The organism is Pseudomonas sp. SST3 (assembly GCF_003325755.1).
In genome coordinates this window covers 1-24,930 of record NZ_QORI02000002.1, presented here as the reverse complement: position 1 = coordinate 24,930, position 24,930 = coordinate 1, and the positions used below count along the sequence as shown (strand labels likewise).

Genomic DNA, 24,930 nt, shown 5'->3' with positions numbered 1-24,930 from the left:
ACGGTATCGGTTGTCGCATGCCGAACTTGAGCGCCGCTGAGCGGATTCGGAAGATAAAAAAACCGCCCCGTAGGGCGGTTCGTTTGCAGCTGGGCGAGTCTTACAGACCGTTCTTGGCCTTGAACTCGCGACGGCGACGGTGCAGTACCGGCTCGGTATAGCCGTTGGGCTGCTTGGTGCCTTCGATGACTAGCTCAAGAGCAGCCTGGAAAGCCACGCTGTTGTCAAAGTCCGGTGCCATCGGGCGGTACAGCGGGTCACCTTCGTTCTGGCGGTCAACCACCGGCGCCATGCGCTTGAGGCTTTCGACGACCTGATCTTCGGTCACCACGCCGTGGCGCATCCAGTTGGCCACGTGCTGGCTGGAGATGCGCAGGGTGGCGCGGTCTTCCATCAGCGCGATGTCATTGATGTCCGGAACCTTGGAGCAACCGACGCCCTGCTCGACCCAACGCACCATGTAGCCGAGGATGCCTTGCGAGTTGTTGTCCAGCTCGTTGCGCTTTTCCTCGTCGGTCCAGTTGGTGTTCTTGGCCAGCGGGATGGTCAGGATGTCGTCCACCGAAGCCTTGGTGCGCTTGGCCAGCTCGGCCTGACGCGCGAACACGTCGACCTTGTGGTAATGCATGGCGTGCAGCGTGGCGGCGGTCGGCGAGGGGACCCAGGCAGTGTTGGCGCCGGCCAGCGGGTGACCGACCTTCTGCTCAAGCATGGCGGCCATTAGGTCGGGCATGGCCCACATGCCCTTGCCGATCTGCGCCTTGCCCTGCAGGCCGCAGGCCAGGCCGACGTCGACGTTGTTGTCCTCGTATGAGCTGATCCACTTCTCGGCTTTCATGGCGGCCTTGCGCACCACCGGTCCGGCTTCCATGGAGGTGTGGATTTCGTCGCCGGTGCGGTCGAGGAAGCCGGTGTTGATGAACACCACGCGCTCGCGCGCTGCCTTGATGCAGGCCTTGAGGTTGATCGAGGTGCGACGTTCCTCATCCATGATGCCGACCTTCAGGGTATTGCGCGGCAGCTTGAGTACATCCTCGACGCGGCCGAACAGTTCGGTGGCGAAGGCCACTTCTTCCGGGCCGTGCATCTTTGGCTTGACGATGTAGACCGAGCCGGTGCGGGTATTCTTGCGGGTGGTGTTGCCCTTGAGGTTGTGCATGGCGGCAAGGCTGGTGAACAGGCCGTCCATGATGCCTTCCGGCACTTCGTTGCCGTCCTTGTCGAGGATAGCGTCGTTGGTCATCAGGTGGCCGACGTTACGAATGAACAGCAGCGAGCGGCCATGCAGGGTCAACTCGCCGTTGCCGTCGGCCTGGGTGTAGACGCGGTCCGGGTTCATCGTGCGGGTGATGCGCTTGCCGCCTTTCTCGAGCTCTTCGACCAAGTCGCCTTTCATCAGGCCGAGCCAGTTGCGATAGACGATGGTCTTGTCATCGGCGTCGACAGCAGCGATGGAGTCTTCGCAGTCCATGATGGTGGTCAGTGCCGCTTCCATCAGGATGTCCTTCACGCCGGCCGCATCGGTCTGGCCGATGGGGCTGGACGGATCGATTTGCAGTTCGAAGTGGATGCCGTTGTGCTTGAAAAGCACGGCGATCGGCGCGCTGGCCTCGCCCTGGAAACCGAGCAGCAGTTGCGGATCCTTCAGGCCGGTGGAGCTGCCGTCTTTCAGGGAAGCGGCCAGATTGCCGCCTTCGATGCGGTAGCCGGTAGCGTCGGCATGCGAGCCGTTTTCCAGCGGTGCGGCTTCGTCGAGGAAGGCGCGGGCGTAGGCGATGACCTTGTTGCCGCGAACTTCGTTGTAGCCCGGGCCTTTGCTGGCGCCGCCTTCTTCAGAGATGGCATCGGTGCCGTAGAGCGCGTCATACAGCGAGCCCCAGCGGGCGTTGGCGGCGTTCAGGGCGAAGCGCGCGTTCATGATCGGCACAACCAGCTGCGGGCCGGCCATGCGGGCGATTTCTTCGTCGACGTTCTGGGTGGTGGCCTGGAAGTCTTCGGCTTCGGGCAGCAGATAGCCGATTTCCTGCAGAAAGGCCTTGTAGGCTATCGGATCGTGGGCCTGACCAGCGCGGGCCTGGTGCCAGGCATCGATCTGCGCTTGCAGGTCGTCACGCTTGGCCAGCAGCGCGCGGTTCTTCGGCGCCAGGTCGTGGATGACGCTGGAAGCGCCGGCCCAGAAGGCATCGGCATCAACGCCGGTACCAGGAATCGCTTCGTTGTTCACGAAGTCGTACAGGACTTTGGCGACCTGCAGGCCACCGACTTCAACGCGCTCAGTCATTACTCGCCTCACTTGGTTCTTTCATCCGACACGGACAATTGCAGTTCTTGTAGTCCGGGTCGCCGGATACTACAGGAAGCCGTGGCGAAAATCAGGCCGTTGCGTCTGAACCGCCTGCCGCGCCGAACCGGTTCGCCAGCGGTCGGAGCGGCCATGTAGCCTGCGTATCGGGGCGGCGAAACCGGTAGTTTGTTCTATACCTATGGAGCCGGGCTCCGCAGCCTTTCCTTCGCACGTGTGCAACCGTCGCTGCGTGTGAACCAACTTATTTAGAGAGAGGAGCCAAAGATGGACCATCTTGTCCTTACGGTCATTGCCGAGGATCAGCCGGGACTGGTCGAACGCGTAGCCAAGTGCATCGCCGAGCATGGTGGCAACTGGCTGGACAGTCGTATGTCACGTATGGCCGGTCAGTTCGCCGGGATTCTACGGGTCGCGGTGCCGGCCGATGCGCATGCCGGATTGGCCGATGCGCTGCAGCAGCTCGAACGCGACGGCATCCGCGTGGTATTCGCCCGTAGCGGCGAGGTACCTGAGCGCAGCTGGCGGATGATTCACCTGCAGCTGGTCGGTAATGACCGCTCGGGCATCGTGCGTGACATCACCCGCCTGCTGGCGGGGCATGGCATCAACGTGGAGAGTCTGAATACCGACGTCTTGCCTGCGCCAATGACCAACGAGCTGCTGTTTCATGCCGATGCGCGCCTGGCGGTGCCGGAAGAGCTGTCGCTGGATGAGCTTCAGCAGCACCTGGAAACCCTGGCCGACGAGCTGATGGTGGAGCTGAAACTGCAACCGGCCGAATGAGCGAGCTTGCTCTCAGCCCACCGCCGGCACCTTGCGCATCAGGCGCCAGGCATCGTAGCTGTACACCGCCAGGCCGGCCCAGATGCAAATGAAGGCGAGCTGCCGGTCTCTGGGGAAGGGCTCGTTGAACACCCATACCGCCAGGATCAGCAGCAGGGTCGGCGTGATGTACTGCAGAAACCCCAGGGTGGAATAAGGCAGGTGGCGCGCCGCGGCGTTGAAGCACAGCAGCGGCAGCAGCGTCACCGGGCCGGCTGCGACCAGCCAGAGGGCCTCCGGCTGGGTCCAGAAGGACCATTGCGTACTCGGTCCGCTGCCGAAGAAGAACAGCCAGCCCAAGGCGATCGGCAGCAGAAGCCAGGTTTCTACTACCAGGCCCGGCAGCGCCGCCACCGGCGCCTGCTTGCGCAGCAAGCCGTAGCTGCCGAAGCTCAGCGCCAAGACGATCGATACCCAGGGAAAATCGCCGAGCGTGACCAGCTGCAGCAACACGCCAATCGCCGCCATCGCCACTGCCAGCCATTGCAGCGGACGCAACCGTTCGCGCAACACGATCAGCCCGAGCAGAACGTTGACCAGCGGATTGATGTAGTAACCCAGGCTCGCCTCGAGCATATGGTTGTGGTTCACCGCCCAGACGTAGATCAGCCAGTTGGTCGCGATCAGCACGCTGGAGATCATCAGCACGCCGATCCGGCGTGGATGCGCCAGCAGCTCCTGCCACCAGCCTGGATGGCGCCATAGCATCAGCACCAGCGTGCCGAACAACGCCGACCAGATCGCACGCTGGGTGACGATCTCCAGTGCCGCGTACTGCTCGATGGACTTGAAATAGAGCGGGAACATGCCCCAGATGGAAAAGGTCGTCAGACCCAGCAGGTACCCTTTACGCAGATCAACAGTGGCCATGAATGTCTCGTAACGCAGCAGCGGAGAGCCGGCCATTTTGCGCCTGCGCGACGAGGTTTGTCTGCCGTTGTGGCTGTTTCCGGCGTCACGAAATCTCTATGAACAGACGCGGTTGAACGCAGCCGGCTACAGCCCGTCTGAGGAGAACGACCCGGTGTCGCCTAGGCGACGCGTCAGCCATACGAGGTATTCGATGAAGCTGCAGAACAAGGTTGCTCTGGTCACGGGCAGCTCCCAGGGCATCGGCCGCGGCATTGCCGTGCGCCTGGCCGAGGAGGGCGCCGACCTTGTCATCAACGGCCGGCATGATGATGACGAAGCCCGCCAGACCCTCGAACAGGTGCGTGCTCTCGGCCGCCGTGGCTGTTTCATAGCCGCCGATGTCGGTGTCGTCGCCGAATGCCAGCGGCTGGTGGCGCAGGCGATTGAGCACATGGGACACCTCGACATCGTCGTCAACAATGCTGGGGTGCAGCGTCACAGCCCGTTTCTCGATGCCGGAGAAGGGGATTACGACCTGGTGCTCAACGTCAATCTGCGTGGCCCTTTCTTCATTGCCCAGGCATTCGCACGGCATCTGCGCGACGCCGGCAGAGGCGGGCGCATCATCAACAACAGCTCGGTCCACGAAGAGCTGCCGTTTCCGAATTTCACCGGTTACTGCGCCAGCAAGGGCGGCTTGAAAATGCTCATGCGCAACCTGGCGATCGAACTGGCGCCGTTGGGCATCACCGTGAACAACGTCGCACCGGGCGCGATCGAAACGCCGATCAACAAGGCCCTGATGAACCAGCCGGAAAAGCTGGCCGGCCTGTTGGAAAACATCCCCGCCGGTCGCCTCGGCCAGCCGCGCGATGTCGCCGGTGCGGTGGCCTTTCTCGCCTCGGATGAGGCCGACTACATCACCGGTACTACACTGGTGATAGACGGCGGACTGCTATGGAATTACAGCGAGCAATGACCGACACCGATCCGAGCCCCTTTGATTACGACACCCGCGCGGTTTCTGCTGCCGATACCCTGACCCCGGCGGACCGTTACCAGGAGCTGTTCGTGGCGGTACAGACGCAGCGGATATTTCCCGACAGCAAGACCTTCGTCGACTGCGCGCCGCGTCAGCATCCGGAGCGAATTCTCGAGGCGTATCGGGCGCAGAGTGGAAGCCAGGGCTTCGACCTTAAAGCCTTCGTGATGGAGCATTTCGAGCTCTACCAGATGAAGCCGACAGAGTTCGTCGCCAACCCTGACGATAGCCTGGCTGAGCATATCGATCGGCTCTGGCCGGTGCTGACCCGGCATCCCAGGCAGCATCCGGAGTTTTCCTCGCTGTTGCCGCTGCCCCATGACTACGTAGTGCCGGGCGGGCGTTTTACCGAGCTGTATTACTGGGATTCTTACTTCACCATGCTCGGCCTGGACGAGAGCGGTCACTGCGAGCTGCTGCGCTCGATGGCCGATAACTTCGCCTACCTGATCGATACATACGGTCATGTACCCAACGGCAACCGCTCGTACTACCTGAGCCGCTCGCAACCGCCGGTGTTCGCGTTGATGACCGACCTGTTCGAAGAGACCGGCGTGCACCGGGCCAGCGATTATCTGCCGCAGCTGCGCAAGGAGCATGCGTTCTGGACCGATGGAGGCGATCAGCTGCGCCCCGGAGAGGCGCATCGGCGGTGTGTCTGCCTGGCCGACGGCAGCATGCTCAACCGGTACTGGGACGAGCGGGACACGCCGCGCGAGGAGTCCTATCTCGAGGACGTCGAGACCGCGCGTTCCTCCAGCCGGCCGGCTCACGAGGTCTATCGCGACCTGCGCGCCGGTGCCGAATCGGGCTGGGACTTCAGTTCGCGCTGGCTGGGCGATCCCGCGCGGTTGTCGAGCATTCGCACCACACAGATTATTCCGGTGGATCTGAACAGCTTTCTCTACAAGCTCGAGCGACAGATAGCCCGTCTCAGCGAGGTAAAAGGCCGGCATGAGTGTGCCGAAGAATTCCGTCAGCGTGCCGGTGCACGTCTCGCCGCGATCGACCGCTACCTGTGGAACGACGACCGCGGCGCCTATTTCGATTACGACTGGGTGTTGCAACAGCCGCGCGACAACCTCACCGCGGCAACCCTGACGCCATTGTTCCTGCAGCTGGCCAGCGCCGACCAGGCGGGGCGGGTGGCCGGTATTGTCGGTGAGCGGCTGCTCGCCCCGGGCGGCCTGTCGACCACCGAAATCGCCGGCAGCGGCGAGCAGTGGGACCGGCCCAACGGATGGGCCCCGCTGCAGTGGATGGGCATCCGCGGGCTGCAACACTACGGCCACGATGCACTGGCGCTGCAGATCGAGGAGCGCTGGCTGAGCATCGTCTCGCTGCTGTTCGAGCGGGAGAGCAAGCTGGTGGAGAAGTACGTGTTGCGGCCTTGCACCGAGCATGCCGGTGGCGGTGAGTACCCGCTGCAGGATGGCTTCGGCTGGACCAACGGCGTGACCCGCAAACTGATGCAGGAGGATCCGACCCACGAGGCCCACCGCTGCCGCGCGGGGCAGTGCCGGCCTGAATGGGCTCAGGCGGACAGCCGCCGCGGTTGAAGCGGGCCGGCAAGCCTGCCGTTGGCGAGCAAGCTCGCGCCTACGGGAGCGAAGTGGCCGTGGTGCTTTTGTAGGAGCGAGCTTGCTCGCGATCAGGCGTTCAGAGAACCAGTGGCCAACTATCGCGCGCGTTCCCGCAAGGGAGCCTTTTCCGCGTGTGAAACGCCGCGATCACTGCCGCCGATATGGGCTCGGCAGTGTGCCTTCCAGATCCAGGGTGCCTTTCTCGACGAAGCGCTGGGTGCCGAACAGACCGCCGGCCAGCTTGCCGCGCAGAACGTAAGGCACCTCATCCATGCCAATGTGTTCGGCCAGTCCTAGCGCCTGGCGGGCGGCGGAAAATGCGGAAATCGTCATGGGCACGCTCAGCACGGCTTCACCGAAGCGCGGCACGCTGCCCCGCGCGTCGCTGACGCCGCTGGCCAGGCGCCGACCGTTGACCTCCAGATCGAGCGCCACGCCGTTGTAGTCGAGCGCCATGTCGTTGGGATTCTGTATCCGCAGTTTGACGTCCATGCGCAGCTCCAGCCCCTCGCCGGGCAGGGGCTGGATGCCTGCGACCTGGACGTTGAGCGGGTCGCGCTGGCTGAAGGCGGCGCAACCGGCCAGGCTCAGCACCAGCAGGAGAGCCAATAGCAAAGGTGAAGCAGGTGCCGCGGGACGCATGGGCATAGGTGTCACTCAGTTTTGCGGGTGAGTTTGTCCAGCCCCTGCAACAGCTCCATGGGCAGCGGAAAGACGATGGTGGAGTTCTTATCGCCGGCAATGTTGCTCAACGTTTGCATATAGCGCAGCTGCATGGCTCCGGGCTGGCGGCCGAGCATCTCGGCGGCCTGCATCAGTTTTTCCGATGCCTGCAGCTCGCCCTCAGCATGAATGACCTTGGCGCGCCGCTCGCGTTCCGCTTCGGCTTGACGCGCGATGGCACGGATCATCGATTCGTCGAGGTCGACGTGTTTGATCTCGACGTTGGCCACCTTGATTCCCCAGGCATCGGTCTGGGCGTCGAGCACCTGCTGAATATCATTGTTGAGCTGCTCGCGCTCGGCCAGCATGTCGTCCAGGTCGTGCTTGCCCAGTACCGCGCGCAACGTGGTCTGCGCCAGCTGGCTGGTGGCTGAATGGTAATCCTCGACCTGAATGATGGCTTTCTCGGCATCCAGCACACGGTAATAGATCACAGCGTTGACCTTAACCGAGACGTTATCGCGCGAGATCACATCCTGGGTCGGCACGTCCAGCACCAAGGTCCGCAGGTCGACCCGCACCATTTGCTGGAGACCGGGGATGACCATAATCAGCCCCGGCCCCTTCACTTTCCAGAAGCGCCCCAGCTGGAACACCACGCCACGCTCGTATTCGCGGAGGATACGGAAGGCCGATGCCAGCAGCGCAATTACCAGCACCAGTACCGCGATGAAGCTCATTTCGAAACCCATGATTCACCTCTTCTCGGTTGGCGGCGTGTCGGCCGCGGTGACGTCCAGTTGCAGGCCGCGCCTGGCCACGACGCGGACCTGCTGACCGGGGTGCAAGGGCGTCGGGCTGATCACCTGCCAATGCTCACCCTGCAGTTGTACCCAGCCGCAGACGGGATCGTTCGACTCGATGCGGGTCACCGGCGCCAGGCTGCCGACCAGTTCGGCGTCGCCACTGACCAGACGCTGGCGGCGCGCCTTGAGCGCCATGGTGACGATGGCGAACACCAGCAGCGCACTGACCACCGCGAGCGTGCCGATCAAGGCCAGCGGAATGCCGTAGCCCGGCACATCGGTGTCGAACAGAATCACCGAGCCGGTGACGAAGGCGACTACACCACCAAGGCCGAGCACGCCGAAGCTGGGTATGAACGCTTCGGCAATCATGAAGCCCAGCCCCAGCAGAATCAGCGCGACCCCGGCGTAATTCACCGGCAGCAGCTGCAGCGAGTACAACGCCAGAAGCAGGCAGATACCGCCGACCACGCCGCCGCCACCGGTGCCGGGGTTGGAGAATTCGAATATCAGGCCGTAGATGCCGATCATCATCAGGATCAAGGCCACGCTGGGATTGGTGATCACGGCCAGCAGGCGCACTCGCCAGTCGGGATCGTAGCGATCGAGCGCGGCGTTGGCGGTCTGCAACGTTCGTTCTCCGGCGCTGGTCTCGACCGTCTTGCCGTCGACCTGGTCGAGCAGGTCCTGCAGATCGGTCGCAATGTAATCGACCACGTTTAGCTTTCGCGCCTCGCTGGCGGACAGGCTGACCGCCTGGCGTACCGCCTGCTCCGCCCAGTCCGCGTTGCGCCCGCGCAGCTGCGCCAGGCCGCGTATATAAGCGGCTGCATCGTTGACCTGCTTGCGGCTCATCGCGTCGCCGCCGCTCCCGTCATCCGGCGCTTGTGCGTCCGGTTGCTTATCGGACGGGGTGCCCGGTGCGCCACCTATCTGCACCGGCGTGGCGGCGCCGAGGTTTGTGCCTGGGCTCATTGCTGCAATGTGACTGGCGTAGAGCATGTAGGTGCCGGCGCTGGCGGCACGCGCCCCACTGGGCGTGACATGCGTGGCGATCGGCACAGGGCTGGCGAGGATTTCCTTGATGATCGTACGCATCGAACTGTCCAGCCCGCCGGGTGTATCGAGCTGCAGCACCAGCAGCTGCGCATCGGTCTGCGCCGCGCGCTGTATACCGCCAATCAGATAATCGGCACTGGCCGGGCCGATCACGCCCTCGACCCGCAGGACCGTGACCTGCGTTGCAGCCTGGGCCGCGCTGGCGAGACCCAACCATGTCAGCAGCAGTAGCGTCGGCAGCCAGGCCAGTCGTTCAAAGGGGCGGCGGCGCATTGGCGTGATCCTCCCGGGTCGGCGAATGGCGCGACGGCGAATCGCGGCAGTACCACAGAGGATAGTTCAGGAAGGCGTGAGGTAACGCCCTTAGTCGTCGATCATTCATCCGGCCGGCTTGAGCGCCTGAACTCTGGTGCGTTATCGGACCTCACAATCCACATGAGGCCGTTTCCTCACGAAGCGCCTCGGGCCCAGCCATGAGGAGTGTCCATGCGTATTCATCATCTCAACTGCGGCTGCATGTGTCCGGTGGGTGGTCGGCTGTTCGACGGTTTCAGCGACGGGCTAACAGCCAACCTGGTGTGTCATTGTCTGTTGATCGAGACCGAGCAGCACGGCTTGGTGCTGGTCGACACCGGCTTTGGCAACTGCGATGTACTGGAGCCGCGCAAGCGCCTCAGCGCTTTCTTCATCGCCTTCAACAATATCAAGTTCGAGCGGCGCTTCACGGCGTTGGAGCAGGTCCGCCAGCTCGGGTTCGACCCGGCAGACGTCCGCCATATCCTGCTGACGCACCTGGATTTCGACCATGCCGGTGGGCTGGTGGACTTCCCCGAGGCACAGGTTCATGTACTGCAGCGGGAGATGGATGCGGCGCGTTCGACGCATAGTTTCATTGGCCATCAACGCTATCGCCACCAGCAATGGGATGCGGTGCGCCACTGGCAGTTCTACGAGCCGGGCGGTGACACCTGGTTCGGCTTTCAGGCGGTTAAGGAGCTGCGCGGTCTGCCGCCGGAAATTCTGCTGATTCCGCTGACGGGCCATACCCATGGTCACGCGGGCGTAGCCGTGCAAGGCCATGACGGCTGGCTGCTGCATGCCGGGGACGCCTATTTCTACCGTGACGAAGTGGGCCAGACCGAGCGCCACTGCACGCCGGGGCTGCGCTTTTATCAGCGCATGATGGAGGTCGATCGCACGGCGCGCCTAGCAAACCAGCATCGCCTCTGGATGCTGTCCCTGGAACACAAGGACGAAGTGACGCTGTTCTGCAGTCATGACGCCAAGGAACTTGAGCGCATGCGGGCGAGGTCGCACTGATGTCGTCACAAGACGATGATCGCGTTGGTGGGGCGGTGCGCACCATGATGAGCTATGTCCGCTGGATCGGGCTGGTAGCCTGCTCGGTGGCCGGGCTGGGGTATCTGCTGGTGGGCAACTTCAACATGGTCGGGTTGATGCTGGCGCTGGCGGTGTTGTCCTGGATCAATATTCGTCGCAAACGCAGCGGACGGCCCGGCGAACCGTCGGGCCGGCATTAGCAGCGACCTGGGCTGATGCCAGCCATTACACCCGAGCAGACTTTCGACTTTCTGCGTATGGAGGTCGTGCCTTGGTTCTGCAATAGTTAGCAGGCTAAGCGATGGACCGTTTGCGATGCGTACCGCCCACAAGGTGGTTCGTATCGGCGCAGCAAAACTGGCTCAACCCTGTGGCCAGTCGCGTCTCCTTACCTAAATGGGTGCCTGTCGGCACTCCCTTGCGGCCCAAACGGCCGCTACCGGTTCCGACAACCGCTGCCTATGGGCGGCGGTTGCCGTTCCTTCCGTCTCGTCCGCTGCGCTTCCGATACGCGATTTCAAGGAACCCCCAACGCGTGATCGGGTCGACTCACAGTAAGCTTTTCAGCCAGAACCAGACCTGAGGGGACCCAAAAATGGACCTGATCCGAATAATCATCGCGATACTGCTGCCTCCACTCGGGGTGTTCCTGCAAGTCGGCTTCGCTGGCGCCTTTTGGCTGAACATTTTGCTGACGCTGCTGGGCTATATTCCGGGCATCATCCACGCCGTGTGGATCATCGCCCGGCGCTAAGTTTGACTATGCGGTACAAACAGCCCGGCCGTTCAGCCGGGCTTTTTGTGCTTGCAAGCGAGGCGGTGTAAAGTCCCGGGTCGACTTGCGTGCGTGGTCATTTCGCGCCAATAAACCTTGAACATGACGGGATCGGGGCGATCGCCTGCTGGCAACGCAGCTGTCCGCGCTGTCGTGGATAACTGTCATTGCTCAGCACCCGGGAAGGAACCAGATGGGTAACTCTTTCATCGATCAGAACCACTTCAGGCGCATCCTCAACCGCAACGTGGCGGTTCCCCTCGGCTTCGGTTTTCTCAGTGCGTTCTTCTTCAGCATCATCGTTTATTACCTGCTGAACGTTAGTTCCTGGGTCGAGCGTTCGGTGCTGGGCGTTTCCTACGCCCATGAGATGCTGAAGGAGGTGGGGGAGCTGGAAGCCTCGATGCGCGGCTACCTCATCGCTGGCGAGGAGGTGTTTCTCCAGCCCTACCGGAACGAGCTGCCGAAATTCGAAAACCAGCTGAAGCAGATCAAGCAGTACGCAAGCGACGACCCGGTGCAGCTGGGCCGGATCGAGCGTGTCGAGCAACTGCATGCGCAATGGGTCAGATTCGCCGAAGAGGCCATAGCCCGTCGTGCGCAGGACGGGCCAATACTCGAATACATACGCAGTCAGCGAGGGTTGGAATTAAAGGAAGAGCAGCGCCAGTTGCTCAACGACTTCATCGCCCATGAGCGTCAGGTTCGAGCCGAGCGCACCGACACCGCGGAGATGGTCACCACCGCACTGATTGGCGGCTTTCTGCTGTTCAGCCTGATTTTCAGCGGCTTGCTGGTCTACTTTGGGCGCCGAGATCTGATCAGCCTGTCGGATAGCTATGATGAATCACTCGAGCGCCAGCAGACCCATGCGGCGGCGCTGGAAAAGCTCGCCTGGTATCGCGCCGGCCAGACACAGCTCAGCGAATCGCTGATCGGCGAGCAAGCGCTGCCGACGCTGGGGCAAAACGTGCTCAGCTTCCTTTCGCGCTACCTGGAGGTCGCTGTGGGTGCGCTCTACGTGACCCAGGACGGTAAGCTGGAGCGGGTCGCGGAATTCGGTTGGGATAAGGATAAGCTGCACAGCGGCCGCACCCTGGCGCTCGGCGAAGGGCTGGTGGGGCAGGTGGCCCTGGAGCGCCGAACCATGGCCCTCGACAGCCTGCCGCCCGGCTATCTGAAGGTCAGCTCGGCCCTGGGCAGCACTGACGCCAGGTCCGTGTTGATCGCTCCGGTGGAAGACAACGGCATGCTCAACGCCGTACTGGAGGTCGGCTTCCTGCGGCCGCTGAGCGAAGAAGACAGCGAACTGCTGCGCCGCGTCAGCGAACACATCGGCTCGGCTATCGAAGCCGCGCGCTACCGCCAACGTCTGCAACGTGTGCTGGCCGAAACGCAGCAGCTCAACGAGGAGTTGCAGGTCCAGCAGGAAGAGCTGCGCGCCGCCAACGAAGAGCTCGAAGAGCAATCGAGCGCATTGCGCGAATCTCAGGCGCACATGGAAGAGCAGCAGGCCGAGCTGGAGCAAACCAACGAGCAGCTCGCCGCACAGACTCAGGAACTGGCGCGCCAGCGCGACGAGATGGACCTGAAGAATCTCCGCCTGCATGAAGTGCAGCTGATGCTCGAGGAGCGTGCCGACGAGTTGCAGCGTGCCAGCCGCTACAAGTCGGAATTCCTCGCCAACATGTCTCATGAGCTGCGCACGCCACTGAACAGCTCGCTGATTCTCGCCAAGCTGCTCGCGGACAATCCCGAGGGCAATCTGAGCGACGATCAGGTGCAGTTCGCCCGTTCCATCTATTCGGCGGGCAACGATCTGCTCCATCTGATCAACGATATTCTCGATATCTCCAAGGTCGAGGCCGGCAAGCTCGATGTTCATCCCGAGCTGACGATGCTGGCCCGTATGGCCGACGGACTGAAAAGCCTGTTCCTTGCGCAGGCGCTGGACAAGTCGCTGCAGTTCGACATCGAACTGGACGATGGGCTGCCAGCGAGCCTGTATACCGACCGCCAACGGCTCGAGCAGATCGTCAAGAACCTGCTGTCGAATGCGTTCAAGTTCACCGAGAAAGGCTCGGTCTCGATGCGCATTACACGCTATGACGAGCATCGCATCGCTTTCGCCGTTCAGGATTCGGGCATCGGCATTCCTGAAGATCAGCAGTCGGTGATATTCGAGGCGTTCCGTCAGGCCGATGGCACCACCAACCGTCGTTACGGCGGCACCGGCCTCGGACTGTCGATCTCGCGCGAGCTGGCGCAGCTACTGGGGGGCACCATTGAGGTACGCAGCAACCCGGGCGCCGGCAGCGTGTTTACCCTGATCGTCCCGGAAAACTACAGCGAGCCCGTTGCCGTTTCACAGGCGGAGGCCTTGCCGGTTTCGGTGCAGACCAAGCCCGAGCCGAGCGCCGTCGCAGAAACACCCCGGCCGGCGGCACTTGCTGCAGCGCCGGCAACGTCTGGCGAGCCGTCAATGGCGGTGCTGACCGATGATCGCAACGGCTCGCCGTTCGGCGAGCGATCGGTGCTGGTGATCGAAGACGATACCCAGTTCGCCTGCATCCTGCGCGATCTCGCCCACGAGCTGAGGTACAACTGCCTGATCGCCCAGAACGCCGACGATGGCTTCGACACGGCCGTCCAGTATCGGCCCGATGCCATTCTGCTGGACATGCGCCTGCCTGATCATTCCGGCCTGACGGTGCTCGAGCGGCTCAAGGAAAACCCGATCACCCGGCACATTCCGGTGCATATCGTCTCGGTGGAAGACCGCAAGGAAGCGGCTCTGCAGATGGGCGCCATCGGCTATGCGACCAAGCCGACGACACGCGAGGACCTGAAGAAAGTATTCGGCCGGCTCGAAGCGAAGTTGGCGCAGAAGGTCAAGCGCATCCTTTTGGTCGAGGACGATGCCCGGCAGCGTGAAAGCGTGTCGCGGCTGATCGAAGATACCGACGTGGAAATCACCGCCGTGGAATTCGGCGAGCAGGCCCTCGAACTGCTGCGCTCGACGGTTTTCGACTGCATGATCATCGACCTCAAGCTGCCCGACATGGACGGCCACGAGCTGCTCGAGAGCATGGCTCGAGAGGAAATCTGCTCGTTCCCGCCCGTGATCGTCTACACCGGGCGCAACCTGACCCGCGACGAAGAAGCGGCATTGATGAAGTATTCGCGCTCGATCATCATCAAGGGAGCACGCTCGCCGGAACGCCTGCTCGACGAGGTCACGCTGTTTCTGCACAAGATCGAATCGGACATGCCGCCGGAGCGACAAAAAATGCTCAAGAGCGTCCGCAGTCGCGAAAAGCTTCGAAGGCCGGAAAATCCTGGTAGTCGATGACGATGTGCGCAACGTCTTCGCACTCACCAGTGCACTGGAGCAGAAGGGCGCGCTGATCGAAATCGCCCGCAACGGGCATGAAGCCATCGCCCAACTGCAGAACATCGACGACATCGATCTGGTCCTGATGGACATCATGATGCCCGAAATGGATGGCTTTACCGCGATGGAAGAGATCCGCAAGGACTCACGATTCGCCAAGCTGCCCATAGTGGCAGTCACGGCCAAGGCCATGAAGGACGACCAGGATCGCTGCCTGCGTGCCGGTGCCAACGACTACCTGGCCAAGCCGATCGACCTGGATCGGCTGTTCTCACTCATTCGCGTATGGCTGCCAAAAGTGGAGCTGCTGTGACATGCCTGACCGCATCCAGGCCATCGAGCTGAAGCTGCTGATCGAAGCGATCTACCTGCGCTACAGCTATGATTTCCGCGACTATTCCGGCGCCTCGCTCAAGCGCCGGATATTGCTGGCGCTAAAGCAGATGCGCTGCGAGAACATCGCCGAACTGCAACACAAGGTGCTTCATGATCCGCAAGTGTTCATGGAGTTGCTGCAGTTCCTCACCATTCCGGTGAGCGAGATGTTTCGTGACCCCGGCTACTTCCTGGCATTGCGGGAGCAGGTGGTCCCGGTGTTGCGTACCTACCCTTCGCTGAAGGTCTGGATCGCCGGCTGCAGCACGGGCGAAGAGGTCTACTCGATGGCGATCCTGCTCAAGGAGGAGGGCTTGCTCGAGCGCACCATCCTCTATGCCACCGACATCAATCCGCGTTCGCTGGAGCAGGCGCGTCGGGGCATATTCGATATCAGTGACATGCGTCAGTACACCGAGAACTACCAACGCGCCGGTGGCAAGCAGAGCCTCAGCAACTATTACACCGCTGCCTATGATTCGGCGATCATCGATAAATCGTTGAAGGAAAAGGTTACCTTTGCCGATCATAGTCTGGCGACAGACAGTGTTTTTGCCGAAACCCAGCTGATTTCCTGCCGCAATGTACTGATCTATTTCAACAAGCCCCTGCAGGATCGGGCCTTGGGGTTGTTCCATGATTCACTCTGCTACCGCGGCTTTCTTGGGCTCGGAAGCAAGGAAACCGTCGAGTTTTCCGGCTACGCTGGGCGCTACGAAGCGTTCGACAAACAGGAAAGGATCTTCCGCAAGCTATGAAACGCGCCACCGCCAATACTCCGGCCAAATCAATTGCCCAGTCTGTGGATGCCGTGGTGATTGGCACTTCGGCGGGCGGCTTGGCGGCGTTGAGTAAGTTGGTTGAAGGTTTGCCGGCGGATCTGCACCAATCGCTGCTGGTGGTCCAGCATGTGCCGGCGAGCGGACCGACCCAGCTGGCCGATATCTTCCAGCGCAAGACAGCGCTGCGGGTCAAGGAGGCGGATGACAAGGAGATGCTGTGCGCCGGAACCCTTTACTTCGCTGCGCCCGGCTATCATCTGCTGGTGGAAGCGGACCTGACGCTGTCCCTCAGCCAGGATGATGCGATTCACTTCTCTCGCCCCTCGATTGATGTGCTGTTCGAGTCGGCCGCCGATGCCTGGGGCGAGCGTGTCGTCGGCATCTTGCTGACTGGCGCTAACGAGGATGGCGCGGCCGGCCTGGAAGCGATCAGGCGCGCTGGGGGGATCACCATCGTGCAGGACCCGGACGAAGCCGAGGTTCCGGCCATGCCGCTTGCAGCACTCCAGCGTTTTTCGCCGGATTACATTTTGCCCTTGCGCGATATTCACCGACTGTTGCGCGAACTGGAGTGACCATGCCTGACCAGACCGATGAAGCGAACCTGCTGATCGTCGATGATTTGCCGGAAAACCTGCTGGCGCTGGACGCCATACTCAGGAGCCCGGGGATTCGCGTGCATCAGGCCGAGTCGGCGGAGCAGGCGCTCGAGCTGTTGCTGCAGCATGAGTTTGCGTTGGCCATTCTCGACGTGCAGATGCCTGGGATGGATGGTTTTCAGCTGGCAGAGCTGATGCGCGGCACCGAGCGCACCAAGCAGATTCCCATCGTCTTCGTCAGCGCTGCCGGTCGTGAGCTCAACTATGCGTTCAAGGGGTACGAGAGCGGTGCCGTAGACTTCATGCACAAGCCGCTCGATACCCATGCGGTGCGCAGCAAGGTCAGCGTTTTCGTCGACCTCTACCGCAACCGCAAGCGAATGGCGCGTCAGCTCGAAGCGCTCGAACGCAGTCGCCGGGAGCAGGAAGTACTGCTCGATGAACTGCGCAGCACCAAGGCCGAACTGGAAGATGCGGTGCGCATGCGTGACGACTTCATGTCGATCGTCTCCCATGAACTGAAAACCCCGCTCAACACGCTGATCCTTGAAGTCCAGTTGCGCAAGCTGCAGCTCGGGCGAAACAACCTCGCCGCATTTAGCGAAGACAAGCTGCGGCAGATGGTAGACAAGGATGAGCGGCAGATTCAGAGCTTGATCCGCCTGATCGACGACATGCTCGACGTTTCACGGATTCGCACGGGCAAGTTGTCGATTCGTCCTAGCCACGTCGATTTGGGCAAGCTGGCGGCCAGCGTCGTGGAGAACTTTGCTCCGCAAATGGAAGCCAGCGGCTGCACGCTGCTGTTTCAGCGTCCGGAGCCGATCGCTGGGGTTTGGGACGAGTTCCGCATCGAGCAAGTGCTGGCGAATCTGCTGACCAATGCGATGCGCTACGGCGCAGGCAAGCCGGTGCAGGTCAACGTCAGTGCCACTTCGACGGATGCCTGTCTCGAAGTGCGCGACCAGGGTATCGGTATCAACCAGAAGAGCCTCAATCGGATTTTCTGCCAGTTCGAGCGCGCCGAAGGCAGCGAGAGCAGCGCCGGGCTGGGCCTTGGCTTGTTTATCGCCGAACAGATCGTCAAAGCCCACAACGGCAGAATTCAGGTCGAAAGCGAAGAGGGCAAGGGCGCGTTGTTCCGCGTCCTGCTGCCGCTGAACGGCGAGGTCTGAGGCGACCTCTCCAATCGCTCAGGTCCAGGACAGCTGCGGCCAGCCCTTGGCTCCGGCCTGTTCGCGCAGCAGAGGGTCGGGATTCACGACATGCGGATAAGCCACCTGCTCCAGCAGTGGCAGGTCGTTGATCGAGTCGGAATAGAAATGCACACCCTCGAGCGATTCACCGTGCTCCGTCGCCCACTGCCGAAGCCGCGTCACCTTACCTTCACGGTAGCTGAGTACGCCCAGCGTTCTACCATTGTAAAAGCCGTACTGTTCTTCCAGCTGGATCGCCAATGTGTCCTCGACGCCGAGTCGTGCAGCAATCGCTTTGACCAGAAATTCCGCCGACGCCGAGATAATCAAGATCCGGTCACCTACTTTGCGATGCTCAGCGATATGGCGCATGGCATCGCTGTAAATCAGTGGCTCGATCACCTCTTCGACGAAGGGCGCCACCACATGCGCCACCTCATCGGCGGTGCGGCCTACCAGTGGCGTCAGGCTGAAGATCATGTAGTCCTCCATGGCCAATCGGCCAAAGGCATACTCGGCCATCAGCTCGGCGTCCTTGCGCAGGAAGGATTCGCCATCCACCCAGCCGATCTTGGCCATTTCCCGTGCCCAGAGGCTGGCGCAGTCGCCGTCGATCAGGGTTTCGTCCAGGTCGAAAATTGCCAATGCCATCAAGCCACCTCATGAATTGCCGAAGCGTCAATGGTAAGGCCTACCTGGCGACCGTGCGGGTACAGATCGGCAGCGGAGCGATTGAGCACATCCACCAGCAGTTCAACCCCGCGTGCTTCGACGCGGTATCGAATCACATTGCCGAGCAGGCTGTGGCTTTTGATCACCGCGGCGATCCCGCCGCTACCGTCGGCGGCATTGAGCAGTGCTATAGCTTCCGGGCGGATCGCCACCTGCCCATCGATCGGGCGTTGCAGCAGGCGTGAGGCGACGTCTGCGGCAAGCAGGTTGTAGTTGCCGATAAAGCCCGCGGCGAAGGCATCCACCGGTGCCGTATACAGGGTTTCGGCGTCGGCGCTCTGGACGATCCGGCCGGCATTCATCAGCAGGATGCGATCCGAGAGGGTCAGCGCCTCTTCCTGATCGTGGGTAACGAATATCGTGGTCAGCCCCAGCTCCTGCTGGATCGCCCTGATCTGCTCACGCAAATGCTTACGGATGCGCGCATCCAGCGCCGACAGGGGTTCGTCGAGCAACAGCAGGCGAGGGCGCGTTACCAGCGAGCGCGCCAGTGCCACACGCTGACATTGCCCGCCCGACAGTTGGCTCGGGTAGCGCCGGGCAAATTCGCCGAGCTCGACCATTGCCAACACCTCGTTTACCCGCCGGGCGCTTTCGTCTTTTGCGATCTTTTGCATGCGCAAGCCAAAGGAGACGTTCTGCTCGACCGTCATGTTGGGGAACAGCGCGTAGCTCTGGAACACCATGCCGATCTGGCGATTCTGCGGTGACATGGGTACCAGATCCTCGCCATCCAGCAGGATCTGCCCGCCGTCGACCTCCGTAAGCCCAGCGATGCAACGCAGCAGCGTGGACTTGCCGCAGCCGGAGGGGCCGAGCAGCGTGATTAGCTCGCCCTTGCGCACTTCGCAATTGATGTCGCTGAAAACCTGCGTATCGCCAAAGGCTTTGTGCAGGTTGCGTATGCAAAGGTAGCTCATGAATATTCCCGTCTTGAATAGCGCGATGATCTGGATCCGTCGTTAAAAAGTGAGCCACGCGGCGCTCCGCTTCGGCCACCACGCTTCTATCCCGTAGGGTGGGCTTCAGCCCACCGCGCGTTCAGCGGAGTTCTATCTGGTGGGCTAAAGCCCACCCTACGAATCCGACGGACTGCAGACTTCTGGCACGTGCGTGAAATCAGGATTCTCTCGGTCAGCCCTATCGCCGCCCTCGCGAACGCCAGCCGTGTAGGGCGGGCCTCAGCCCACCGCGTGATCGGCGGAGTTCTATCTGGTGGGCTAGAAGCCCACCCTACGAAACGTCGACCGAATCCACCCTGCACGTTCATGGGTTCAGGTTTTATCTCGGCTCAACCGGGTCGCCGCCCAGGTGAACACCAGCACGAAGAAGAAGTAGGAGATGACCAGCGCACTGTTGAAGTGGCCGCTGCTGTTTTTCATATTGTTCAAGTAAACCTGCAAGGTTTCGTAGCGCGTACCGACCAGCAGGTTGGCGAAGACGAATTCGCCGAACAGAAACGAAAACGACAGAAACAGCGACACCATCAGCCCCTTGCGAAGGTTCGGCAGCACCACCAGAAACGCCGCCTTCCAGGTGCTCGCGCCGAGCAGGTGAGCGGCATCCATCAGGTCGCGAATATTGATCGCCTGCAGATTGTTACTGATGGCGCGGTACATGAACGGCAGGGCGATGGTGAAGTAGGCGCCAATGAGGATCCAGGGCGTGCCGACCATTGCCAGCGGCCCCGAGCCGTAGAGCTGCAGCAGGCCGACCGAGGACACCACCGGAGGCACGGCGAACGGCAGCAGGATCAGGATGTTCATCAGCCCGTCGAGTTTCGGGAAGTGGTAATGCACGACGAACAGCAGCGGCAGGATCAGCACCACCGCCAAAGCCAGCGCACCAAAGCAGACCAGCAGTGATTGAGCGAACGCCCGCAGGAAGCGTTCGTCACTCCAGAGCTGCAGGTACCAGTCAAAGGTCAAGCCGTCCGGCAGGATGGTCGCCGACCAGCTGCTGGAAATCGAATAGAGGAAGGTCGCAGCCAGTGGTAACAGCAGGATAAGAAACAGCAGCCAGACCACTGTGCGGTGATACAGCGCGCCACGTTTGGCTTCAGCGGCTCGCATGGTAACTCCTCTTGAGCAGTACCTGATGCGCCACGGTAATCACGCCCATCAGCCCGACCAGCACCATAGACAATGCGCTGGCCATGTTCGGATCGAGGGAGATATCGCCGGAAATCATCGCCGCGATTCGGATCGGCAACACGTTGAAGTTGCCCGTAGTGAGGTAGTAGACCGTGGCATAGGCCCCCAGCGCATTGGCCAGCAGGATGACGAAGGTGCCGAGCAGCGCTGGGGTAAGCACCGGCAGGCCGATGTAGCGCCAGTAGCTCCAGGTACCGGCGCCTAGCAACGAGGCCGACTCACGCCAATCCTCCCGAAGCGCATCGAAGGCCGGGTAAAGCAGAAGCACGCCCAGCGGGATCTGGAAATAGGTGTAGAGCACGATCAGGCCGGTTTTGGAGTACAGGTTGAAGTCTTCGATGATTCCAGCCTGCTTGAGCAGGATTGTCAGTGCCCCGTTGAAGCCGAGCAGGATGACGAAGGCGAAGGCCAGCGGCACGCCGGCGAAGTTGCTGGTCATGTTGGAGAAAGCCATGACGAAGTCGCGTAATTTCGAATCGACCTGGCGCAGTGAGTAGCTGCCGAGGATGGCGATGACGATGCCGATCAGGCTCGACCAGAAGGCGATCTGCAGGCTGTGCTTGATGGCTTGGACGTAAAACTTCGAGCCGAAGACTTTCTGGAAATTGGCCAGGCCCCAGCCATCGGCGGTGTTCAGGCTGTTGAGCGTGACCCAAAGCAGCGGGGCGATCTGAAAGGCGAAGAAGAACAAGGCGAATGGCAACAGGCAAAGCAGCGCCAGCCGTTTGCTGTGCGGGGCACGACGGCCTGCAACCCGAGGGCCAGCGCTGTCTCGGATGGCCGCGGTCTTGAGGTTGTCTTCGAGCTGCGCGGTCATTTCAAGAGCTCCGGGCACAGCGGCTTGTCATGTGGCACGCCGAGCAATTGGCACACGGTGCCGCAGAGTTCGGTCTGTTTCGGGCGCGCGGCGGGGTCGAGGCTGAATGCCGAGCCCAGCACGAACAGTGGCACCTCGCGTTCTTCGGGTAGCAGGCCGTTGTGCGAGCGGTCGTTGTTCATGCCGTGATCGGCCGTCACCACTACCTGATAGCCGTCATCGAGCCAGCGCTGTAGGTAATCGGCGAGCAGAATATCTGCGCGGCGTGCGGCGTTGCGGTACTGGAACGAATCCAGGCCGTGCTTGTGGCCGGCGTTGTCGATATTCATCGGGTGCACCAGCAGGAAGTCCGGGTTGTGTCGCAAACGCAGGCTTTCGGCATCGGCGAACAGGTGCGAGTCCGGGTAGTGATCCTCGTAATAGAAATGCCCATGTTGAATTGGCAGCTCTGGCGTCTCGCTGTGCCGATCGCGTGCCGCCTGGAACGGCGCGCGGTTATACAGCTCGCTGACCCAGTGATAGGCCGCGGCCGCTGTGCTCAAACCCGCGTCGCGGGCGTAGTGAAAAATGCTGCGCTCGGTGGATAGCCGCACGACGTCGTTATGCACAACGCCACTGTCGATCGGTGCCACCCCGGTCAGGATGCATTCGTACAGTGGTCGAGACAGCGCAGGTAATTCACATTGCACGCGATAAAGCACTCCCCGTCCGGCCATGCGATAGGCCTGCAGATGCCCGAGCGCGTGCTCCGCGACCTGATAGCTGAGGCCGTCGAGCACGACGAGGATGGCTTTGCCCATGCTTTCGGTCCTTCCTGATTGCTTTTGGTAGGAGCGAGGGCGACGGCCTCGCTCCTACCGAGAGGTTCTGCCTAGGTGGGCGGAAACCCACCGCAGGCGATCACTCCATCTCGATGATCACGTTTTCCTGCCATTGCTGCGGCAAAGCCTTCGACGTCGCTTCCCAGGTTTCGGCATCTTCGATCGGTTTGACTTTGGCGTACTGCTCGTTCGGAAGCAGCTTGGCCTGGACCTCGGCGGGCAGGGTCAGGTGCTCGGCTCGGATCGGCCGGGCGTTACCCTTGGCCAGGTTGATCTGCCCGGCATCGGAGAGGATGTACTCGCGGGCAAGCTTGGCTGCGTTGGGGTGTTTGGCCCATTTGTTGATGATGGTTGTGTAGCCTGAAATCACTGAACCGTCCGAGGGGATCAAGACTTCAAAGCGGCTGGGGTCGATCTGGTCGCGGTACGACAGGCCGTTGAAGTCCCAGACCACACCCACTTCCACTTCGCCGCGCTCCAGCGTCTGGATCGTCGGGTTCGACAGCGACAGGCGGCCCTGCTTGGCGATCTCGGCGAAGTAGTCCAGGCCTGGCTGGATGTTCTTCTCGTCCCCGCCGTTGGCGATGGCCGCAGCCAGCACGCCGTTGACTGCCTGCGCCGCTGCGCTGACATCGCCGATGCGACCTTGTACTTACCGTCCTTCAGCTCGGCCCATGAGGTCGGCGCTTCCTTGACCAACTGCTTGTTGACGATAAAAGCGATGGAGCCGGTATACGCGAGCATCCAGTGCCCATCCTTGTCCTTGGCCCATTCGGGAATCTGCTCCCATGTGCTCGGCTTGTATGGTTGGGTAACGCCCTGTTGCACCGCGATCGGCCCGAACGCGGCGCCGACATCACCAATGTCAGCCGTGGCGTTGTCTTTTTCGGCGGCGAACTTGGCGATTTCCTGCGCCGAGCTCATGTCGGTATCCATGTGTTTGAGACCGTACTTCTTCTCTAGATCCTGCCAGGTGTCCTTCCAGTTCGCCCAGCTGTCCGGCATGCCGACACTGTTGACCTCGCCTTCCGCGCGAGCCGCCTCTTCGAGGCTTTTCAGGTCCGTTTGTGCAGCGTTCGCCGATGTCGCCAGGGCGATCGCTGATCCCAGCAGTGAAGCCAGCAGCAGTCGTTTCATTCGAAGCTCCTTTCGCAGGTCGATTGGTCTAGATCAGCACGATGCAAGCCAAACTAGGGGGTGCAAGTGACAATTTGATGTCGTTGCCTCCGCCATCGCCCGGATGGACGACACTGCGACAGGAGTGCCGTAGCAAGCCTAGCTCAGGCTGGGAACCTTGCGTGGCGTGGCTCTATCGAAATCCGCCGATACGCTTGGATGGGCCAAAAACAACCGTTGTGGGACCCGCTTTCCGTACCAATGTCACGCGGTAGTCATTTGGCTTGCCTAACCTGCAGAGCGTTTGCGGCTGAAAAATGCGAGAGCAAGCGCTCTGTTCTAGTGCTGGACTAGTCCAGTTGAGGAGAAAGTGATGCGTGACGAGGCACCGCGGGCGGTTACGGCAATCTGTCGGTCCTTGCAGGAGCAGATCGCCCACGGATTGCTGCAGCCTGGCGGGCAGCTGCCATCCGAGCGCAAACTCAGCGAGCTCTTCGATACCACGCGCATCACGCTGCGAGAGGCGCTGGGCCAGCTCGAGTCGCAGGGTTTGATCTATCGGGAGGATCGCCGTGGCTGGTTCGTTTCACCGCCTCGGATCGCCTACAACCCGCTGGTGCGTAGCCACTTCCACGCCATGGTCCATGAGCAGGGTAGGCTCCCGGCAACCGAGGTCTTGTCCGCCCGGTTGGTGCCCGCCGCAGCGGAAATCTGCGCCCGACTGGGATTGCCTGCGCTGTCCGGCGTCATCCAGATCCGCCGCGCCCGACGCATCGATGGTCGTCTGGTGCTCTACGTCGAACACTACCTGAACCCCAGCTACTTCCCAGGCATCCTCGACTACGATCTGACCTGCTCGCTAACCGAGCTATATGCCAGCGAATATAGCATCCACTACGGCCGCGTCCGCTTCGACATGGTCCCCACCGCCCTGCACCCCGAAGCCGCCACGACCCTGCGCACCGCCCCCGGCAGCCCCGCCCTACGCATCATCCGCCTCAACCGCGACCAACATGATCGGTTGATCGATTGCGATGTGGAGTACTGGCGGCACGATGCGATTCATGTGTGTGTGGAAGTGCCGGAGTGAAGGCGAATGCCGATTCGCTGGTCTGTCTCGCTGGGCTCGATATCGGCGCGCTGTTGGGAAGGGCATCGGAGTCATTGCCCTTGGGAATGGCATGGAGGTGCCGGCCTTCTGGCTACGGTCTTCTCCAGATCCACGACGGTCGCTGGCGGTGCTGGCGTAGTAGCTATCGCTCATGTTCGTTTTCTGATCTTGCGGCAGGTCCGTTAATCGACGTGCGCCACATGCTGCGCCATCAGCTGGCGTATTGAAATAGAGCTCCAGGGCGTTGGGCCAGGGTCGCTGGGCCACGGGCCTGGTGACGGAGCCGACCCGCGAGCTCTCGACGTTGCCGCCGTGGCTGGAGGTCGAGTGGTGGTGCGCAGGCGAACCTCGCTCTTGAGGTTGAGGCTACCCAGTTGCGCGACCAGCCCCGGCAGGTTGCTCTCGATACGCACCAGGGTGGTGGCGCTGCGGATGCTATGCGGCAATGCCGCATTGGAATCCAGCTTGGCCCCGCTCTAGGGATGGTCTGAAAAAGACTTCCCGAATCTGGTGAAATACGCCGATCCCGTTGCCCGAGTTTCCCGATGAAGCAAATGACCTTCGCCGACGCCGAGTACGCCGGCAA

The 24,930-nt window shown here is 61.6% G+C and carries 20 protein-coding genes and 2 pseudogenes; 11 read left to right on the top strand and 11 right to left on the bottom strand.

Features of this window, described 5'->3' with window-relative positions; genetic code table 11:
• Positions 1–100 precede the first annotated feature (100 nt).
• Positions 101–2,281, bottom strand: coding sequence for a malate synthase G (locus DQ405_RS02310; protein ID WP_168422753.1), 2,181 nt, complete (start codon positions 2,279–2,281; stop codon positions 101–103).
• A gap of 288 nt (positions 2,282–2,569) precedes the next feature.
• Between DQ405_RS02310 and DQ405_RS02305 the strand changes: the two genes are divergently transcribed.
• Positions 2,570–3,088: a glycine cleavage system protein R gene (locus DQ405_RS02305; protein ID WP_168422752.1), complete on the top strand. Its 519-nt coding sequence runs from the start codon at positions 2,570–2,572 to the stop codon at positions 3,086–3,088.
• 12 nt (positions 3,089–3,100) lie between these two features.
• Here the strand turns inward: DQ405_RS02305 and rarD are convergent, their stop codons facing one another.
• Positions 3,101–3,997, bottom strand: coding sequence for an EamA family transporter RarD (gene rarD / locus DQ405_RS02300; protein ID WP_168422966.1), 897 nt, complete (start codon positions 3,995–3,997; stop codon positions 3,101–3,103).
• Positions 3,998–4,190: 193 nt separating this feature from the next.
• On the opposite strand from rarD, the gene DQ405_RS02295 reads away from it, so the two are divergent.
• Positions 4,191–4,958, top strand: coding sequence for an SDR family NAD(P)-dependent oxidoreductase (locus DQ405_RS02295; RefSeq protein ID WP_168422751.1), 768 nt, complete (start codon positions 4,191–4,193; stop codon positions 4,956–4,958).
• Positions 4,955–6,580, top strand: coding sequence for an alpha,alpha-trehalase TreF (gene treF / locus DQ405_RS02290; RefSeq protein WP_168422750.1), 1,626 nt, complete (start codon positions 4,955–4,957; stop codon positions 6,578–6,580). Before DQ405_RS02295 ends, treF begins: the two co-directional genes overlap by 4 nt.
• Positions 6,581–6,751: 171 nt before the next feature.
• Here the strand turns inward: treF and DQ405_RS02285 are convergent, their stop codons facing one another.
• The 3 genes from DQ405_RS02285 to DQ405_RS02275 are packed head-to-tail and all read right to left on the bottom strand — an operon-like array spanning position 6,752 to position 9,405.
• Positions 6,752–7,252, bottom strand: a complete 501-nt coding sequence (locus DQ405_RS02285) for an LEA type 2 family protein (protein WP_446730855.1) — start codon at positions 7,250–7,252, stop codon at positions 6,752–6,754.
• A gap of 5 nt (positions 7,253–7,257) precedes the next feature.
• Positions 7,258–8,019 carry a slipin family protein gene (locus DQ405_RS02280; protein ID WP_168422749.1) on the bottom strand — a complete coding sequence of 254 codons (762 nt, stop codon included), beginning with the start codon at positions 8,017–8,019 and terminating at the stop codon, positions 7,258–7,260.
• 3 nt (positions 8,020–8,022) lie between these two features.
• On the bottom strand, positions 8,023–9,405 hold the full coding sequence (locus tag DQ405_RS02275; protein ID WP_168422748.1) for an NfeD family protein: 1,383 nt from the start codon (positions 9,403–9,405) through the stop codon (positions 8,023–8,025).
• 213 nt (positions 9,406–9,618) lie between these two features.
• Here DQ405_RS02275 and DQ405_RS02270 point away from each other — a divergent pair, with 213 nt between their 5' ends.
• The 7 genes and pseudogenes from DQ405_RS02270 to DQ405_RS02240 all read left to right on the top strand — a co-directional run bounded on the left by DQ405_RS02270 (position 9,619) and on the right by DQ405_RS02240 (position 17,573).
• On the top strand, positions 9,619–10,452 hold the full coding sequence (locus DQ405_RS02270) for an MBL fold metallo-hydrolase (RefSeq protein ID WP_168422747.1): 834 nt from the start codon (positions 9,619–9,621) through the stop codon (positions 10,450–10,452).
• Positions 10,452–10,673, top strand: coding sequence for a hypothetical protein (locus tag DQ405_RS02265; protein ID WP_168422746.1), 222 nt, complete (start codon positions 10,452–10,454; stop codon positions 10,671–10,673). The genes DQ405_RS02270 and DQ405_RS02265 overlap by 1 nt, the downstream gene beginning before the upstream one ends.
• Positions 10,674–11,068: 395 nt before the next feature.
• Positions 11,069–11,227: a YqaE/Pmp3 family membrane protein gene (locus DQ405_RS02260; protein ID WP_003282625.1), complete on the top strand. Its 159-nt coding sequence runs from the start codon at positions 11,069–11,071 to the stop codon at positions 11,225–11,227.
• A gap of 214 nt (positions 11,228–11,441) precedes the next feature.
• A pseudogene (locus DQ405_RS02255) lies at positions 11,442–14,955 on the top strand (response regulator).
• 1 nt (position 14,956) lies between these two features.
• Positions 14,957–15,775, top strand: a complete 819-nt coding sequence (locus DQ405_RS02250) for a CheR family methyltransferase (protein WP_168422745.1) — start codon at positions 14,957–14,959, stop codon at positions 15,773–15,775.
• Positions 15,772–16,374, top strand: a complete 603-nt coding sequence (locus tag DQ405_RS02245) for a chemotaxis protein CheB (RefSeq protein WP_168422744.1) — start codon at positions 15,772–15,774, stop codon at positions 16,372–16,374. Before DQ405_RS02250 ends, DQ405_RS02245 begins: the two co-directional genes overlap by 4 nt.
• A gap of 2 nt (positions 16,375–16,376) precedes the next feature.
• Positions 16,377–17,573, top strand: a complete 1,197-nt coding sequence (locus tag DQ405_RS02240; protein ID WP_168422743.1) for a hybrid sensor histidine kinase/response regulator — start codon at positions 16,377–16,379, stop codon at positions 17,571–17,573.
• Positions 17,574–17,591: 18 nt separating this feature from the next.
• On the opposite strand, the gene DQ405_RS02235 is transcribed toward DQ405_RS02240, so the two are convergent.
• The 6 genes and pseudogenes from DQ405_RS02235 to DQ405_RS02210 form a co-directional block, all read right to left on the bottom strand.
• Positions 17,592–18,245: an HAD family hydrolase gene (locus DQ405_RS02235; RefSeq protein ID WP_168422742.1), complete on the bottom strand. Its 654-nt coding sequence runs from the start codon at positions 18,243–18,245 to the stop codon at positions 17,592–17,594.
• The gene (locus tag DQ405_RS02230; protein ID WP_168422741.1) at positions 18,245–19,246 is read right to left on the bottom strand and encodes an ABC transporter ATP-binding protein; all 1,002 of its coding nucleotides are present in this window, start codon (positions 19,244–19,246) and stop codon (positions 18,245–18,247) included. The genes DQ405_RS02235 and DQ405_RS02230 overlap by 1 nt, the downstream gene beginning before the upstream one ends.
• Positions 19,247–19,600: 354 nt before the next feature.
• Complete coding sequence (locus DQ405_RS02225) at positions 19,601–20,398, bottom strand: ABC transporter permease (RefSeq protein ID WP_168422740.1); 798 nt, start codon at positions 20,396–20,398, stop codon at positions 19,601–19,603.
• The gene (locus DQ405_RS02220; RefSeq protein ID WP_241729778.1) at positions 20,385–21,296 is read right to left on the bottom strand and encodes an ABC transporter permease; all 912 of its coding nucleotides are present in this window, start codon (positions 21,294–21,296) and stop codon (positions 20,385–20,387) included. Before DQ405_RS02220 ends, DQ405_RS02225 begins: the two co-directional genes overlap by 14 nt.
• Positions 21,293–22,096: an alkaline phosphatase family protein gene (locus DQ405_RS02215; RefSeq protein ID WP_168422739.1), complete on the bottom strand. Its 804-nt coding sequence runs from the start codon at positions 22,094–22,096 to the stop codon at positions 21,293–21,295. Before DQ405_RS02215 ends, DQ405_RS02220 begins: the two co-directional genes overlap by 4 nt.
• Positions 22,097–22,196: 100 nt before the next feature.
• Positions 22,197–23,254, bottom strand: a pseudogene (locus tag DQ405_RS02210) (ABC transporter substrate-binding protein).
• A 352-nt stretch (positions 23,255–23,606) separates the two neighbouring features.
• Here DQ405_RS02210 and DQ405_RS02205 point away from each other — a divergent pair.
• Positions 23,607–24,323: a UTRA domain-containing protein gene (locus DQ405_RS02205; protein WP_168422738.1), complete on the top strand. Its 717-nt coding sequence runs from the start codon at positions 23,607–23,609 to the stop codon at positions 24,321–24,323.
• Positions 24,324–24,930 lie beyond the last annotated feature (607 nt).

Coding starts and splice junctions, on each gene's coding strand:
- DQ405_RS02310 (WP_168422753.1), bottom strand. CDS start 2,281: ATGACTGAGCGCGTTGAAGTCGGTGGCCTGCAGGTCGCCAAAGTCCTG.
- DQ405_RS02305 (WP_168422752.1), top strand. CDS start 2,570: ATGGACCATCTTGTCCTTACGGTCATTGCCGAGGATCAGCCGGGACTG.
- rarD (WP_168422966.1), bottom strand. CDS start 3,997: ATGGCCACTGTTGATCTGCGTAAAGGGTACCTGCTGGGTCTGACGACC.
- DQ405_RS02295 (WP_168422751.1), top strand. CDS start 4,191: ATGAAGCTGCAGAACAAGGTTGCTCTGGTCACGGGCAGCTCCCAGGGC.
- treF (WP_168422750.1), top strand. CDS start 4,955: ATGACCGACACCGATCCGAGCCCCTTTGATTACGACACCCGCGCGGTT.
- DQ405_RS02285 (WP_446730855.1), bottom strand. CDS start 7,252: ATGCCCATGCGTCCCGCGGCACCTGCTTCACCTTTGCTATTGGCTCTC.
- DQ405_RS02280 (WP_168422749.1), bottom strand. CDS start 8,019: ATGGGTTTCGAAATGAGCTTCATCGCGGTACTGGTGCTGGTAATTGCG.
- DQ405_RS02275 (WP_168422748.1), bottom strand. CDS start 9,405: ATGCGCCGCCGCCCCTTTGAACGACTGGCCTGGCTGCCGACGCTACTG.
- DQ405_RS02270 (WP_168422747.1), top strand. CDS start 9,619: ATGCGTATTCATCATCTCAACTGCGGCTGCATGTGTCCGGTGGGTGGT.
- DQ405_RS02265 (WP_168422746.1), top strand. CDS start 10,452: ATGTCGTCACAAGACGATGATCGCGTTGGTGGGGCGGTGCGCACCATG.
- DQ405_RS02260 (WP_003282625.1), top strand. CDS start 11,069: ATGGACCTGATCCGAATAATCATCGCGATACTGCTGCCTCCACTCGGG.
- DQ405_RS02250 (WP_168422745.1), top strand. CDS start 14,957: ATGCCTGACCGCATCCAGGCCATCGAGCTGAAGCTGCTGATCGAAGCG.
- DQ405_RS02245 (WP_168422744.1), top strand. CDS start 15,772: ATGAAACGCGCCACCGCCAATACTCCGGCCAAATCAATTGCCCAGTCT.
- DQ405_RS02240 (WP_168422743.1), top strand. CDS start 16,377: ATGCCTGACCAGACCGATGAAGCGAACCTGCTGATCGTCGATGATTTG.
- DQ405_RS02235 (WP_168422742.1), bottom strand. CDS start 18,245: ATGGCATTGGCAATTTTCGACCTGGACGAAACCCTGATCGACGGCGAC.
- DQ405_RS02230 (WP_168422741.1), bottom strand. CDS start 19,246: ATGAGCTACCTTTGCATACGCAACCTGCACAAAGCCTTTGGCGATACG.
- DQ405_RS02225 (WP_168422740.1), bottom strand. CDS start 20,398: ATGCGAGCCGCTGAAGCCAAACGTGGCGCGCTGTATCACCGCACAGTG.
- DQ405_RS02220 (WP_241729778.1), bottom strand. CDS start 21,296: ATGACCGCGCAGCTCGAAGACAACCTCAAGACCGCGGCCATCCGAGAC.
- DQ405_RS02215 (WP_168422739.1), bottom strand. CDS start 22,096: ATGGGCAAAGCCATCCTCGTCGTGCTCGACGGCCTCAGCTATCAGGTC.
- DQ405_RS02205 (WP_168422738.1), top strand. CDS start 23,607: ATGCGTGACGAGGCACCGCGGGCGGTTACGGCAATCTGTCGGTCCTTG.